This is a genomic window from Pediococcus argentinicus (assembly GCF_001437605.1).
Classification (GTDB): domain Bacteria; phylum Bacillota; class Bacilli; order Lactobacillales; family Lactobacillaceae; genus Pediococcus; species Pediococcus argentinicus.
In genome coordinates this window covers 102,546-117,289 of sequence record NZ_JQCQ01000001.1, presented here as the reverse complement: position 1 = coordinate 117,289, position 14,744 = coordinate 102,546, and the positions used below count along the sequence as shown (strand labels likewise).

General features: G+C 35.3%; 15 protein-coding genes. 6 read left to right on the top strand and 9 right to left on the bottom strand.

What is annotated here, in order from left to right:
* Nucleotides 1–4 precede the first annotated feature (4 nt).
* Entirely contained in the window at nt 5–1,717 is a 1,713-nt protein-coding gene (locus tag IV88_RS00560; protein ID WP_057797641.1) for an Rqc2 family fibronectin-binding protein, read from the bottom strand.
* A gap of 127 nt (nt 1,718–1,844) precedes the next feature.
* On the opposite strand from IV88_RS00560, the gene IV88_RS00555 reads away from it, so the two are divergent.
* Together IV88_RS00555 and IV88_RS00550 are read left to right on the top strand one after the other, a co-directional pair.
* Nucleotides 1,845–2,282 carry a MarR family winged helix-turn-helix transcriptional regulator gene (locus IV88_RS00555; protein WP_057797639.1) on the top strand — a complete coding sequence of 146 codons (438 nt, stop codon included), beginning with the start codon at nt 1,845–1,847 and terminating at the stop codon, nt 2,280–2,282.
* Between the two features lie 62 nt (nt 2,283–2,344).
* Nucleotides 2,345–3,208, top strand: coding sequence for a DegV family protein (locus IV88_RS00550; protein WP_057797637.1), 864 nt, complete (start codon nt 2,345–2,347; stop codon nt 3,206–3,208).
* 42 nt (nt 3,209–3,250) lie between these two features.
* Here IV88_RS00550 and IV88_RS00545 read toward each other — a convergent pair whose 3' ends face one another.
* Both IV88_RS00545 and IV88_RS00540 read right to left on the bottom strand, forming a co-directional pair.
* Nucleotides 3,251–3,592 (bottom strand): fluoride efflux transporter FluC, encoded by a 342-nt coding sequence (locus IV88_RS00545; protein WP_057797636.1) that lies wholly within the window; start codon nt 3,590–3,592, stop codon nt 3,251–3,253.
* Nucleotides 3,589–3,987, bottom strand: coding sequence for a fluoride efflux transporter FluC (locus tag IV88_RS00540; RefSeq protein ID WP_057797635.1), 399 nt, complete (start codon nt 3,985–3,987; stop codon nt 3,589–3,591). Before IV88_RS00540 ends, IV88_RS00545 begins: the two co-directional genes overlap by 4 nt.
* 150 nt (nt 3,988–4,137) lie before the next feature.
* On the opposite strand from IV88_RS00540, the gene IV88_RS00535 reads away from it, so the two are divergent.
* The 4 genes from IV88_RS00535 (at nt 4,138) to yjeM (ending at nt 8,472) form a co-directional block, all read left to right on the top strand.
* Complete coding sequence (locus IV88_RS00535) at nt 4,138–5,415, top strand: APC family permease (RefSeq protein ID WP_057797632.1); 1,278 nt, start codon at nt 4,138–4,140, stop codon at nt 5,413–5,415.
* 3 nt (nt 5,416–5,418) lie between these two features.
* Nucleotides 5,419–6,147, top strand: a complete 729-nt coding sequence (locus tag IV88_RS00530; protein ID WP_057797630.1) for a gamma-glutamyl-gamma-aminobutyrate hydrolase family protein — start codon at nt 5,419–5,421, stop codon at nt 6,145–6,147.
* Nucleotides 6,148–6,224: 77 nt separating this feature from the next.
* Nucleotides 6,225–6,581, top strand: a complete 357-nt coding sequence (locus IV88_RS00525; protein ID WP_057797628.1) for a DUF1516 family protein — start codon at nt 6,225–6,227, stop codon at nt 6,579–6,581.
* A gap of 382 nt (nt 6,582–6,963) precedes the next feature.
* Nucleotides 6,964–8,472, top strand: coding sequence for a glutamate/gamma-aminobutyrate family transporter YjeM (gene yjeM, locus IV88_RS00520; protein ID WP_057797626.1), 1,509 nt, complete (start codon nt 6,964–6,966; stop codon nt 8,470–8,472).
* Between the two features lie 50 nt (nt 8,473–8,522).
* On the opposite strand, the gene IV88_RS00515 is transcribed toward yjeM, so the two are convergent.
* From IV88_RS00515 to parC, 6 genes are all read right to left on the bottom strand, one after another.
* Nucleotides 8,523–9,143 carry a TMEM175 family protein gene (locus tag IV88_RS00515; protein ID WP_057797624.1) on the bottom strand — a complete coding sequence of 207 codons (621 nt, stop codon included), beginning with the start codon at nt 9,141–9,143 and terminating at the stop codon, nt 8,523–8,525.
* Nucleotides 9,144–9,211: 68 nt separating this feature from the next.
* The gene (msrA, locus tag IV88_RS00510) at nt 9,212–9,727 is read right to left on the bottom strand and encodes a peptide-methionine (S)-S-oxide reductase MsrA (protein WP_057797622.1); all 516 of its coding nucleotides are present in this window, start codon (nt 9,725–9,727) and stop codon (nt 9,212–9,214) included.
* Between the two features lie 16 nt (nt 9,728–9,743).
* A complete protein-coding gene (gene msrB, locus IV88_RS00505; protein WP_057797619.1) occupies nt 9,744–10,172 on the bottom strand; it encodes a peptide-methionine (R)-S-oxide reductase MsrB in 429 nt (142 codons plus the stop codon).
* A gap of 116 nt (nt 10,173–10,288) precedes the next feature.
* Nucleotides 10,289–11,221, bottom strand: coding sequence for a manganese-dependent inorganic pyrophosphatase (locus IV88_RS00500; RefSeq protein ID WP_057797617.1), 933 nt, complete (start codon nt 11,219–11,221; stop codon nt 10,289–10,291).
* Between the two features lie 19 nt (nt 11,222–11,240).
* The gene (locus IV88_RS00495) at nt 11,241–12,203 is read right to left on the bottom strand and encodes a LysR family transcriptional regulator (RefSeq protein WP_057797615.1); all 963 of its coding nucleotides are present in this window, start codon (nt 12,201–12,203) and stop codon (nt 11,241–11,243) included.
* Nucleotides 12,204–12,297: 94 nt separating this feature from the next.
* Complete coding sequence (parC, locus tag IV88_RS00490; RefSeq protein ID WP_057797612.1) at nt 12,298–14,742, bottom strand: DNA topoisomerase IV subunit A; 2,445 nt, start codon at nt 14,740–14,742, stop codon at nt 12,298–12,300.
* Nucleotides 14,743–14,744 lie beyond the last annotated feature (2 nt).

The following is a 14,744-nucleotide window of genomic DNA, read 5'->3' as shown; positions in this document are numbered from 1 at the left end:
ATCATTATTGACGCAACTTATTAACTAGTTCTGCATCAGGATTAACACGAATTGTATGTTGTCCCTCATAAATCACAAATCCAGGTTTGGATCCATTAGGTTTACGAATATTTTTAACTCGAACGTAATCGACGGGAACATTAGATGAGTTTTGTGCTTTCGAGAAGTAAGCCGCAATAGTTGCAGCTTCCAGTATATCCTGGTCACTAGGGTTGTCACTTTGGATAATTACATGTGAACCAGGGATATCTTTGGTATGGAACCAATAATCATTTTTCTTCGCTGTCTTCATAGTTAGTTGATCATTCTGTCGATCATTTTTACCAACTAAAACATCGGTACTTTCACTAGTCTTATAGTGTTCAGGCTTACTTGTAATCTTCTTTTTATTCTTAGCTACTTTCTTCTTATTATTAACGGGTTTCATATATCCTTGTTCCATTAATTCAGTTTCGATTTCGCTCATATCTTCTGGCTTGGCCAACTCGATTTGTGTTTCGATATTCTCTAAAAACATAATTTCTTGATTGGTTAAGTCCAATTGCTCGCCAACAAAAATTACCGCATTCTTTTCTTTTTGGTATCTCTTAAAGTATTTCTGTGCGTTTTGAGAAGGGGACAGTTGGTTTGATAACGCAATTTTGATTGGTTTGTTATCATCATAGAAATTATCCAGAACGACTTCGGTCATACTGCGATTGATCTGACTTAAGTAAGTTGTGAGAATTTCACCCTTAATTCTATATTCATCAGCGTGCTCGGTATTATCAAGCGTCTTTTGTAATTTCTTTTTCTTATTAATGTTCTTTTTGAGTTCATTCTTCACAACTCGAATTAGATTCTTACTAATTTGTTGAACCCGATCGTGGTTAGCTTTGTCTGCGTAAAAACTGTCTAAGAGCTCTGATAAAGAACCGAATGAATTGGACTTAACAGTTTCAAATGCAGAGTTAGCTGTAGAAGAAAAGTGCATTTTGTTTTTTTGATCGATAAACAAAGTAGGATTAGGATGATTATATTCATCAAGATAATCCTTAAAAGTGTTCGAATCAGGACGATTAATTAATCTATAAGCTAATTCAAGTGAAGAATCCTTAGAAAAGCCCTGGAATTTATTCAAAATTTCTTGAGCTAGAACTTCATAGTTAGGAAACTGACTTTGCAAATCTGAAAGTTGTTGTTCAGCTTCGCTACTAAATGGATCAACTTTACCTTGATCAGGAGGGGTAATATATTGAGCACCTGGCATCAAAAGACGATATCGATTTTGGTCAGAAGAAATATGCTTAATAGTATCGATAATTCGACCACTTTTTTCTTCATATAAAACGATATTACTACGGCGTCCCATGATTTCGATTGCTAAGATTAAAATCTCTTGATCACCAATATCATTTCGATGGTTGAAATGAAATCTAATAATCCGATCATTTGTATATTGAGTTATATCATTTAAAATTGCACCATCTAAATGTTTTCTTAAACTCATTACAAAGTTAGTTGGAGTAGGGGGATTTTGGTTATTACCAGTTGTTATTTGAACTCGTGCATAATTTGGGTGTGCTGATAATAGCACCGGAACATTTTTTCTGTTACTGCGAACTGTCAAAACAACTTCATTTTGAAATGGTTCGTGTATTTTTGAGATTCGACCACCAACGAGAGCAGTATTTAATTCTTTTGTCATCGCATGGGTAAACATACCATCAAAAGGCATTGAATCCACCACCATTCTTAAATTTTGTCTAGTAACAAGTATACCTGTTAGTGGATAAAACAGCAAAGTAATGCAATTAATGTATTATACATATAAATTAAGTGTATAATACATTTGAGGTTAAATTATGATTGATAATATCGATGCACTTGAGTTAGTTATTAAGAACAGAAATGATCAACTTAAAAAAATCACACATACTTTTGAAATAACTGTGGCCGAATGGCGTATTCTCAAAAACATTATGGAAAACGCAACTACTTTGGAAGAGCTTTCTGAGTTAACACAATTAGATGCTTCAACATTAAGTAGACAGATTAAAAAAATTGTCACAAAAAAATTAATTAAAAAAAATCCTAGCGAAACTGATCATCGAAAGTATCAGTACGCAATGACGGATGCGGGTAGACTTGTTTTTGATAAGGTTTCCAATCTTATTACAGCAGTGGATAAGGAACTTTTTAAAAGTTGGACTGAAGAAGAAAAAGGCATGCTTAAAATTCTATTGAATCGCATTCTACACAATCAACAGGCATCAATATTCTCGCCAACAAATGAGCGTTAGAATGGATTTTATGATATATTGTTTAGTATTAATTTTACTTTATTTATGGAGTGGGTATTTCAATGAAAATCGCTATTGTTACTGATAGTACATGCTATCTTTCAAAGGAAGAGGTTGAATCAAACAACATTACAGTTGTGCCGATTCCTGTAATCATCGACGGAAAAAGTTATGATGAGGATAAAGATATTACAACTGAAGAATTTTATGAACGCTTGAGAACATCTCATACGTTTCCAAGTACTTCTCAACCACCTTTAGGAGAAATGATTGAATTATACTCAAATCTCGCTAAAGAAGGATATGACACAATTATTAGTATTCATCTTGCAAGTACTATTTCGGGCTTTGTTCAAAGCTTAAAAGGCCTTGAAGGAACTATTGATGGAGTGAACTTGGTTGTTTATGATTCACAAATCACAGTTCGTTTAATGGGTATTTTAGTACTAGAAGCTGCTCGAATGGCTCGTGAGAACGCCAGTGTAGATGATATATTGGCACGTTTGAACTACGTGAGAGAAACTATTGGTGAGTACTTCGTCGTTGATGACTTACAAAATCTAGTTCGTGGTGGCCGTCTATCAAACGCATCAGCATTTGTCGGTAGTTTACTAAAAATCAAACCAATTTTAACCTTTAACGAATCGCATGAAATTGTTGCGTTCGAAAAAGTTAGATCAACGAAGAAAGCACTAGCCCGAGTTGAACACCTATTTGAAGAAGAACAAAAAAGAGTGGATTATCCACTTCGAGCAATGGTTATTCATGCAAATGACGAAAAAGCAGCCATAAAATGGCGTGATAGCTTGTCAGAGAAGTACCCTGATCTACCAATCGATATCAGTTACTTCGGACCAGTTATCGGGACTCACTTGGGTGAGAAAGCTCTTGCTCTTGCATGGTCAATTGACTACAAAAAAGCTTAAATGAAAAGAATTCCAGTTAATATTGGAATTCTTTTTTTGTTTCTATATGAATATTCCGAGTTGAACTAAGATAAGTCCTAAAATCACTGAGCTAGATAAGTATAATAAACTGGTTTTTCGATCAGTTTGATATAAAATAACTATTTCATTAGCAAAGGTCGAAAAGGTAGTAAACCCACCAATAATACCAACAATTAATAAATCTTTCAGTAGGGGTGTCTGAATGTATCTAAAGCAGATTCCGATTAGTAAACAGCCTACCATATTGATAGTAAAAGTTGACCAGGGAAAAATCGACTGTGAGTTTTTGGTTGAGTCCATTATGTAAAAACGAGTTAATGCTCCAATACTAGTACCAATACCGGCAATTAAATAAGGAATCATTCCCAATCAGCTCCTTTGCTAAGAATATATTCTCCGATTTTTCTGCCTATCACAGCGAAAATAATTCCTACTAGGATAGTGCCTACAAAATACATTCCACTAATACCTAGATGATGAGCAATTAACGTTTTATCTGTATCTAATTCAAAAGACGAAAACGTCGTAAAACCACCCATTAATCCAGTAGTAAGACCAACATTTAATGGCTCAGAAGGTGAAAAACGGGTTAATAAACCACCACTAAGCAGACCTAGAAGAAAAGCTCCTAATATATTAATCAAGATTGTAGCGGTTAACGTTTGTCCTAAAATATTATTACTTATATTTTGTAGGAACAAACGAGCTATTCCACCAATAAATGCAAAAATTGCAACGCTTAAAGAACGTTTAACCAATTTATTCGCCTCCGAAAGTTAGTCATCATATTAGTATATCTAAAAATAATGCTGCTAACAAATTTGTTAGCCGTATTTAATTGACAATAAGTAAGCAACCAAGTAAATTTAGATTATGCTTTAAAGATATAGGAGAGAGAAGGGGAGCTTTTGAGAAACAAATTTAGTTTATTAAGTATTGTTATATTAGGTGTTAATGCAATTATTGGCTCTGGAATTTTCTTGTTGCCTAACCAGGCTATGAAGATAATTGGTCCAGCTAGTATTGGGGTTTTTGTTTTTGATATGTTATTGGTGGTATCGATTGCCTTTTGTTATGCAGAAGATGCTAGTCTTTTTAAGGAAGATGGTGGACCATATCTGTACGCCAAAGAAGCTTTTGGGGACTTTGTAGGATATGAAGTTGGCTTTATTGTCTGGGCAATTAGTATTATTGCCTGGGCAACCATGGCCGCTGGTTTAACAACTGCTCTTGGTGCTTTATTCCCAGTATTTAATGAGACACTTTGGCATTCACTTACTATTATTGTTTTATTGGTAGGTTTAGCATTGATTAATATTTTGGGTGTCAGAATGACTAAGTGGCTTAACAATGTTGTTACTGTTGCAAAGTTGATTCCACTAATCTTCTTCGTTGCTATCGGATTGTTCTTTATCAAAGGGGCAAACTTTACACCAGTATTTCCACATGGAAGTTATGCTTCCGGATCATTCGGTGCTGCTGCAATCCTAATGTTCTACGCGTTTACAGGATTTGAAGCATTAGTTATTGATGCTAAGGATATGGAAAATCCACAACGTAACTTGCCTAAGGCGATTGGAATTGCACTTGGAATAGTTGCTGTACTATATATGTTAATTCAAATTGTTTCAATCGGTATCTTAGGTCCACATTTGGCATCATCTCAGGCTCCAATGCAAGATGCTATGAATCAAGTAATTGGACCATTTGGTAAGTATTTAATTGCTGTTGGTACGATTGTTTCAATTTTAGGAATTGCTACAGCACAGTCATTCTTCCTACCAAGAATTGGTGCTGCAATGGCTGAAAATGGGGTAATGCCAAAGATTGTCGGTCTTAGAAATAAGCAAAATGTACCATATGTTGCAATGATTATATCAGTTATATTAGCTTTACCATTGGCATTAACAGGTACATTTGCTACTCTTGCTCAAATTTCAGTTGTTTCTCGTTTTGCTCAATATGTTCCAACCATTTTAGCCGTTCTAGTATTTAGAAGAACAATGCCTGATGCAAAACGTTCTTTCAAAGTTCCATTCGGTCCTGTTATTCCAATTTTTGCTCTATTAGTTAGTGTTTGGCTTTTGACTAACGCTACCTTATATAAGATCATTTTTGGTTTAGGTGGATTATTAATCGCCGTACCATTCTACTTTATTGGTAAACGCTACAGAACGGAGGATTAAGCTATGCAAAAGAAAGTAATCGGAATAGTTGCTAATCGTTTTGAAAAAGATACAGAGCAATTCACGCATGAACATTTAACTTATACAATGCAGGGAAATATCGATGCAATTGAAAAAGCGGGTGCTTTACCACTTTTAATTCCAATTATTGATCCCGCTAATTTAAGTCAATACTTAGATTTAGTTGATGCAATCTTTTTACCTGGTGGTCAAGATGTTCAGCCTAAATTATATGGCGAAGAGGAGAGCTCTTTACTTGGCACTACATCACCTAAACGTGATACATTTGAAATGGAACTAATCAAATTAACTCTTGCTGCAAAAAAGCCTATTTTGGCAATTTGTCGCGGAGCTCAACTTGTAAATGTATATTTTGGAGGCACACTTTATCAAGACGAAACTATGATTCCATCTGATATTAAGATCGAACATGATCAAGTCCGAATTGATATTCCAAATGCTCAACCTAGTCATTTAATTACTATCCAAGATAGTCACTTGGAAGAGCTATTAGGAAGTAAAGAAGTTAAGGTTAACTCACTACACCATCAAGCTATTCATGAACTGGGGCAGGGACTTCAGGCAACATCTAAGGCACCTGATGGCGTTGTTGAATCATTTATTAACTCTGAGCATCATATTACAGCCTATCAATGGCATCCAGAAATGCAGCAACGTTCCAACGATAAAATGCTAAATCTATTTAAAGACTTCTTGAACCAAAACTTTTAATCAATAAATTAGCGCGTAAGTGTTTTACATGTGTGGTAAACTATTATTATTGATTATTTTTAAAGAGGAGTCTCCAGATGCAAACCCCAGAGTTTATTCATGTTATTAGTTGGATCTTAATTGCAATTTTCACTGTTTTTGGGCTATTAAGTACCCAATACCAACAAATTATTATCTATACGTACATTAACAGAGCTTTATACCTAGTTCTGGTACTTAGCGGATTACTACTAATGGTTCATACAGTTGCAATGTCGCCATTCTTGATTATTCTAAAGTTCTTTCTAGAAATCGGAACAATTGTAATTATCGAATTTTTATTACAAAGAACTAAAAACAACGTGCCATTAAAGAACAAACAGATTTTAATGATTACTTTAATGATTGGGTGCACATCGTTATTAGGAACCATAATTGAAAAGCTCATAAACTAAACGACTATTAATTTAGTCGTTTTTTTAATATCTAAAAGAAGAGGGCAAATATGTTTATTGTGATAATAGCAATTTTTAAATCCTAGTTTACATAATATATATTATTCAAAGTTGCATATAAACGACAGTAAATGGGCTTAGTCAGTTTTTTACATAAATTAATGTATTTACATAACTTTTATTAGAAGTATTAAAAATATTTTCATTCGACAATACTGTTATACCGCTTTATTATTTCTTAATCTTGTTTTTAAAATAATAAATAGATTAGTTTTAAATGCTATTAGCATGATACTTTGCTGTGTTTTGACTTTAACCTTTAAATATTTGATAAAATTGGAATGTATTTTATATCTTATATTATTAAGGAGATTTAGTTATTATGGACGAGCAACAAAGTACGACCAAAAAGCTATCCCTTAGCGCTTTAGTTTTGATGATTTTTACCACGATTTTTGGCTTTGGTAATACACCAGCAGCTTTTGAGCAAATGGGATACGGTGCCATCTTATGGTACATCTTAGGTGCCATTTTATTCTTCATTCCAGCAGGTCTTATGTTTGCTGAATATGGATCAACATTGAAGGAAGCCAAAGGTGGAATTTATTCCTGGTTAGATGCTTCTATTGGTGAAAAATGGTCATTCATCGCTACATTCATGTGGTTAGCTTCATGGCTAATCTGGATGGTTATGATTTCTCAAAAGATTTGGATTACACTATCTACAATCATTTGGGGTCATGACACAACTGGAACTTGGTCATTGTTTGGTATGGGTTCAACAATGACAATTGGATTACTTGGAATTTTATGGATTGTGTTTGTTACATGGGCTGCAACACGTGGTTTAAATACATTAGCTAAAGTTTCATCATTAGGTGGAATTGCTATTATGGCTTTAAATGTCATCTTATTAGTAGCTAGTGCTGTTATTTTAATTGCAAATCATGGTCAACTTGCACAACCTATTCATCACATTTCAGACTTTGCTACTTCACCAAGTGCACAGTTCCAATCACCAATTGCTATGATTTCATTTGTTATCTATGCAATCTTTGCTTACGGTGGTCTGGAATCACTAGGTGGAATTACTGATAGCCTTGATAAGCCTGAAAAAACATTTCCAAAAGGTATTATGATTGGTGGAGCCGTAATCGGTATTGGTTACTCACTTGCAATCTTCCTCTGGGGAATTTCTGCTAACTGGCAACATGTCATTATTGACGGTAAAGCTAACTTGGGTAATATCACTTATGTATTGATGCAAAACCTTGGATTTGAATTTGGTAGAGCAATCGGTATGAGTGCAGCAAATGCTTCAATTATTGGAACTGTATTTTCACGTTTTGCCGGTTTAGGTATGTTCTTTGCATATGTTGGATCATTCTTTGTTTTAAGTTATTCACCATTGAAGTCATTTATTCTTGGTTCACCAAAGGAATTATGGCCAAAGAAAATGACTACTTTAAACAAAAATGGTATGCCTGCATTTTCAATGTGGTTACAAGCTGCAGTAGTTATCGCATTTATCGCCGGAATTTCAATCCTTTCAGCAATTACTCATAAGGAATCAACATTCTTCTATAATGTATTAACTTCTATGAGTAACGTTTCAACTACTCTTCCCTACTTATTCTTAGTTGGGGCATTTCCATTCTTTAAGGCTAAGAAGGACCTTGATCGTCCATTCGTTGCTTTCCACAGTCACACATGGATGATTACGATCACTGCATTAGTTCTTTTAACAGTTGGAATTGGTATTCTATTTACAATTTTGACACCATTTATTACAGGTGATGTCTTTACAGGAATGTGGACATTAGCTGGTCCAGTTGTCTTTGGAGCAATTGCTTGGATCTTCTTTGCTCGTCGTGAAAAGAATAATAATTAAACAAACTATAGATAAACAAAAAAGCATTTAGGTTCCCAAAATTGGAAGATCTAAATGCTTTTTCTATGGTCTGGATGAGTTGTTTGACGCATACGTTTTCCTGGAGTACGCCATAATCCTCTCACAGAACCAAACAATGGTAATAATATGAACATTGAAATTGCTATGGTTGGATTTACAAAGGCAACGAGTACAGTCACAACCGAATATAAGACATCAATTAAAACGCGATAGAAGTAACGTTTGAGCAGTAGATGTTCGGTGGAATCACCTTGATAGTTAGCACGAATGCCTTCAACAACAGCAAACGTAAAAACTAACTTAGTGAAAATATTATCCAGTCCGAATGCTAGAATTGCAATCAGACTATGTGACCCGGTCATCATCCACTTAGTAATAATGGGAAGACCACTGAGAAACATTAACCAATAAATATTGATCCATACAAATCGTGTATGAACAGTCTTCATATGATCGAGTAGGAATCTCTGATTGTTCCAAAATGAAAGTATAATCAAGAAATTCACTATAAACAACCAGAAATTAACGCCAAACTCGAATAATGATTGATAGTCATTTCCATGCGGAACAGGCAATGACAGGATTGAAATTGTAGCTATTATCGCTACAACTCCATCAACTAAATTAGCTAAACGATCTCTAATATTCACTAGAATTGACCTCTTTTTGTAAGATAAGTTAATTTTAGCACGAGATGAATAGTAATTAACTAATTAAATTACTTCCAGTTTTTATTGATAAAGCGTTCTCTCCCACCCGCTTCTTCCATTTGGAATCGAAGGGGATCCTTACGATAAAATTCTTGATGTTCTTCTTCAGCAGGATAGAATGGTTTAGCATCTTCAATCTTTGTAACGATTGGTTCATCAAACCGTTTAGAGTCGATCAGTTCCTGTCTTGATGCACTAGCGATTTTCTTTTGTTCTTCATCTTTAACAAAGATTACAGGACGATAGTTGTCACCACGATCTTGGAATTGACCCATAGCATCTGTTGGATCGGTTTGTTGCCAATAGATCTGAACTAAATCCTTATAACTGATAATTGATGGGTCAAAAGTAATTTGAACTGCTTCAGTATGTCCGGTTGTATGACTCGATACTTCTTCATAGGTCGGATTAACTGTATGACCACCTGTATAACCTGATACTACTTTATCAATGCCTGGAAGTGTATCAAAAGGCTTTACCATACACCAGAAACATCCTCCGGCAAAAATTGCTGTTTCTTCCATTCTCTCATCTCCTCGTCTAATTAAATAACTCTTTGTACTCTGAAAGTCCTTCTTCATCTAGTTTATCATATGGAATAAAGCGCAGAGAGTTGGAGTTAATACAATATCTTAGACCACCACTGGCACTGGGACCATCATTAAAGACATGGCCCAAATGAGAATCAGCGTTTGTACTTCTCACTTCGGTTCGATGCATTCCAAATGAATCGTCTTCCAATTCAGTTACTTCCTTATTATTTACTGGTTTAGTGAAGGATGGCCAGCCACATTGAGCGTCATACTTATCTAAAGAGCTAAATAAGGGCTTTCCACTTACGACATCAACATAGATTCCTTTTTCGTAAAAGTTGTCATATTGGCCACTAAAGGGTCTCTCTGTGGCACTGTTCTGAGTCACTTCATATTGTTCAGGTGTTAATTTTTTCTTCAATTCATTTTTATCCATTTTATCCACCCCAATCTTTTATCATTGTAGGTTGGAAAAATAATTCTGACAAATGAAATGCTTACAAAAAAGAGGCTTGATAAAAACATTCGTTTTTACAGCCTCTTAAATCGTTATTATGCGTTAAATGCGTCCATCAATGGTGGAACAACTTGTTTTTTACGAGATACAACACCTGGTAAACTTGCACGATTATCTTCTGAAAGCTTAGTATTGAAGGCCTTCTCAACAATGTCTTTTGGTTCACCAACTACAAGTAATTCTGAATCACTATTCAAAATATTTGTAGCTAATAGAAGGAATAAATCGTATGAATTAGTTTGGTTTTCTTTTTCCATTGTACTTACTAATGCATCTTGGCGACTAAATACATCGTCTAAATCAACGGTATTCACTTGGCCAATACGAACATTCTTGCCATTCATTTCAAATGATTTGGCATCGCCATCAACAAGTTCAAGTTCAGTCTTACTTGATAAGTCAGTACCAGCTTTTAACATTTCGATTCCGTATGAATCAACATCGATATCAGCAATTTCAGCTAATTCACGAAGTGCTTCACGGTCATCGTCTGTTGTAGTTGGTGATTTCAAAAGTAAAGTATCTGAGATAATTGCTGAAGCCATTAATCCGGCTAATTGTGCAGGAATTTCAATCTTATTTTCGTTGAATAATTTAGTCAAGATTGTACTTGTACATCCAACTGGTTCTGCACGATAGAATAATGGTTGAGCTGTTTCAAAGTTTGCAATACGATGATGGTCAACAACTGTAGAAATAGTAACTTGATCAAGGTCAGCAACACTTTGTTGACTTTCATTGTGATCTACTAACATAACTGAATCAACTTCGTTAGCAACAGTCTTAACAACACGTGGTGTTGGTTCGCTGAAGTGATTTAAAACAAAGTTTGTTTCAGCATTTGGGTTACCAAGGGCAACGGCTTCAACATCTTTACCCATCTTTGATTCGAAGTATGCTAGTGCCTTTGCCGCAACAATAGCATCTGTATCAGGATTTAAATGACCAAAAACTAATTCTTTACTCATGATTATAAAATCTCCTCTATTATTTATGGTTAATCATCGTTTCTAAACGATCGACGTAGTTCTTTTTACTCAGATATGATTCAAATTCTTCAAGGAAGTTATTGATCCGGGGAATTTGATCCTTATCTTTGCGGTAAACAAAACTCAAATCAAACTTAATTGCTGGATCAAACTTAGCTGAGTAAGTTCCTTCTGGCATTACGTGCGCAATGACATATGATGATGGCAATGCTGTTGATGTCAGAGTTGCTTCAGAGAAGCGACGAATTTGATCAGGTGAAGTAAAACGAGCCACACTGTTTGGTAAATCGACCATATTATTCTTATAAACTTCTTTCATAATACCATCTAAATAGAAGTTTTCGGGATATGTGACCCAATTTTCTTTAAGTGTATTCTTGAGTTTAACCTTCTTGTTCTTAGCTAATGATTTTTCATGATGGATAAATAATAGATCTTCACTCATGATTTTACGCGACTCATATGGTTTCCAGTTTTTAATACTGTCATCCGGTAAGTACATAATAGCTAAATCAATCTGATTATTCTCAAGACGTTCCCAAAGTTCTTTTCTCGTTAACATGTGCATGCTAATGCGAATATCTGGTTCCACCTTATAGTATTCTGCAATAAAGTCTTCAAACACTCGTGATTCGATGGAAGCTAATACACCAATGTTAATCTCACCATGGTTAGCACTAGACGATTGCTGAATCTCATCAGTAGCATCATTTAATACTCGGTTGATGTCATTTGATGCATTCAACATAGTATATCCAGCATCTGAAAGGCGCAGTTTCTTACCAACCGAATAGAAAAGTGGTGCGCCCACTGCTCTTTCCAACTTTTTGATTTGTTGCGTTAAAGCTGGTTGCGTAATGCCTAGAATCTGAGCAGCTTGGGTATAATTCATTGTTTCAGTTAGCTGAATGAAATAGGTTAACGTTTTCGATGAAAAAATCTTTTCTTGTTTAGACTTCATACTTCGCTACCTCACTTTTTATTAAATCTAATAGTTATTATAAATTAGTTTAATATTATTAAATTAAAAGAGCAAGTACTTAATCTTTTCGCAACTATTTATTAACAGTTTCGGTACTAATTGGCTTCAATCTCAATGATGTCGGTGTTCCTTCAGTATCAACATCAATCAAGAAGCTACCGTTTGAATAACGGCCACCTAATGGGTGATCGTCTGGAATCACATCATGAATTTGTCCTCGATCTGTGATTACTTCAAGAGCACGATCCCCTACTAATTTAGCAAATCCCATAATTCTGTGCGGATCCTTTTTAAGCTCTCGAAGAATCAATACACCACGTCTTGCACGACTTGTCGGTGCTACTTCTGAAACAGCCATTTTCTTGAAGGCTCCCCGATTAGTAATAAATCCGACCTGATCATTATCCTGAACCAATACAAAATCAACAATGACATCATCTCTGAGGTCCATAGCCTTAACACCTGCCGCACGTGCTCCAACAATGGGAATTTCGGCAATGTCATAACGAAGCCCGTAACCATTCTTAGAAGCTAACATAATCGTGTACTTGTCGTCTCCACTTGGTTGAATCTCAACGTGAGTAACGAATGCTTCTGGATCCTTTAATTTAATATAAGTGGCAGCTTTCTTTTTATAGGTACGTCCCGGTTTCAAATCTAGCAAGCTAGTACGTTTAATGTAACCATTATTGGTACAAATCAAGAAGTTAGTTGTCTCATTAATCTCTTTAAAGGCAAAAGTCTGAATGATAACTTCATCAGCAGCTAATCCAATAGTTTGAGAAATATGTTCACCAGTTTCTTTCCATTTAGCTTCCGTAATCTCATGTACTGGACGATAAATCAAATTACCTTTATTAGTAAACATAAACAAATGATCTAACGTATTGAGCTCATGTTGATAAATTGGATAGTCTTCATCTTTCAGACCATCTTCATCACCAGAAGCGGTATACGAACGTAAGCTACTACGTTTTAAGTAGCCATCATGACTAACTAGAACCATAACTTGTTCTTCTGGAACGGTAACAGTACGGTCGACGACCAATTCTTCAATTTCATTTTGAATCTCTGTTAAACGTGGCGTACTGTATTGCTTTTTAATTGTTTGTAGTTCATCAATCAAAACCTTAGCCAGTTCTTGAGGATTATTTAAAATTAAATTGTATTCATCAATATCGCTATGTAATGCCTTGGACTCTTCTTGTAAAGCAGTGACATCAGTATTAGTTAAACGATAAAGCTGTAAAGAAACGATGGCTTCAGCCTGCTTCTCGGAAAAGTCGAATTGCGAAACTAAGTTAGTTTTAGCATCTTTCTTATCCTTACTACCGCGAATCACTTTAATCACTTGATCTAAAATTGAAAGAGCCTTAATCAAGCCTTCCACAATGTGTAGTCGATCATTAGCTTTTTTTAGATTAAAAGTAGTCCGTTTAGTAATAATTTCTTTTTGAAATTCAACGTAGGAATCAATAATAGGCTTCAATCCCATTCGTTCAGGACGACGGTGATTGATTGCAACCATATTAAAGTTATAAGAAACCTGTAGGTCAGTGTTTTTGAAAAGATAATTTAAAATACCCTGTTGGTCAGCATCTCGTTTTAATTCGATGGCAATGGAGAGACCCTCACGATCAGACTCATCGCGAACTTCAGAAATACCATCTACCTTTTTCATAACGCGAATTTCGTCAATTTTCTTAACTAAAACAGCTTTATTTACTTCATATGGAATTTCTGAAATTCGAATTAAACTCTTGTTGCCTCGCAACTCTTCGAATTCTGTTTTAGAGCGAACAATAACTCGACCACGACCTGTTTCATAAGCCTTTTTGATTCCATCAAGACCTTGAATAATTCCACCCGTTGGAAAATCGGGACCTTTAACAAAGTCCATAAGGCGATCTAATGAAACGTTGGGATGCTTGATTGTATATAATACAGCATCAATTACTTCACCTAAGTTGTGTGGTGGAATATCAGTTGCATATCCGGCGGAAATCCCTGTTGCTCCGTTAACCAGTAAATTAGGAAAACGAGCCGGTAAAACGGTTGGCTCATATTCCGTGTCATCGAAGTTTAAAACCATATCCACGGTTTCTTTATCGATATCACGCAACATTTGACCAGAAATATTGCTTAAACGAGCCTCGGTATAACGCATAGCAGCAGGAGGATCATTATCAATTGATCCATTGTTTCCATGCATTTCAATCAATGGTGCACGTAACTTCCAGTCCTGACTCATTCGAACCAAAGCTTCATAAATCGAACTATCACCATGGGGATGAAAGTTACCCATGACATTACCCACTGATTTAGCAGATTTACGGAATGCCTTATCAAAAGTATTTCCATCTTGGTTCATTGCAAATAGAATTCTTCGCTGCACGGGTTTTAATCCGTCACGTACATCTGGTAGAGCACGTTCTTGAATTATATATTTGGAATAACGACCAAAACGGTCGCCCATAATATCTTCAAGTGTTAAATCTTGAATTTTCGACGTTGCCATCA

Excerpts from the sequence above, each read along its gene's own strand:
- IV88_RS00500 (WP_057797617.1), bottom strand. The coding sequence starts at position 11,221 with ATGAGTAAAGAATTAGTTTTTGGTCATTTAAATCCTGATACAGATGCT.
- yjeM (WP_057797626.1), top strand. The coding sequence starts at position 6,964 with ATGGACGAGCAACAAAGTACGACCAAAAAGCTATCCCTTAGCGCTTTA.
- parC (WP_057797612.1), bottom strand. The coding sequence starts at position 14,742 with ATGGCAACGTCGAAAATTCAAGATTTAACACTTGAAGATATTATGGGC.
- IV88_RS00530 (WP_057797630.1), top strand. The coding sequence starts at position 5,419 with ATGCAAAAGAAAGTAATCGGAATAGTTGCTAATCGTTTTGAAAAAGAT.
- IV88_RS00525 (WP_057797628.1), top strand. The coding sequence starts at position 6,225 with ATGCAAACCCCAGAGTTTATTCATGTTATTAGTTGGATCTTAATTGCA.
- IV88_RS00555 (WP_057797639.1), top strand. The coding sequence starts at position 1,845 with ATGATTGATAATATCGATGCACTTGAGTTAGTTATTAAGAACAGAAAT.
- IV88_RS00545 (WP_057797636.1), bottom strand. The coding sequence starts at position 3,592 with ATGATTCCTTATTTAATTGCCGGTATTGGTACTAGTATTGGAGCATTA.
- IV88_RS00560 (WP_057797641.1), bottom strand. The coding sequence starts at position 1,717 with ATGCCTTTTGATGGTATGTTTACCCATGCGATGACAAAAGAATTAAAT.
- IV88_RS00495 (WP_057797615.1), bottom strand. The coding sequence starts at position 12,203 with ATGAAGTCTAAACAAGAAAAGATTTTTTCATCGAAAACGTTAACCTAT.
- IV88_RS00550 (WP_057797637.1), top strand. The coding sequence starts at position 2,345 with ATGAAAATCGCTATTGTTACTGATAGTACATGCTATCTTTCAAAGGAA.
- msrA (WP_057797622.1), bottom strand. The coding sequence starts at position 9,727 with ATGGAAGAAACAGCAATTTTTGCCGGAGGATGTTTCTGGTGTATGGTA.
- msrB (WP_057797619.1), bottom strand. The coding sequence starts at position 10,172 with ATGGATAAAAATGAATTGAAGAAAAAATTAACACCTGAACAATATGAA.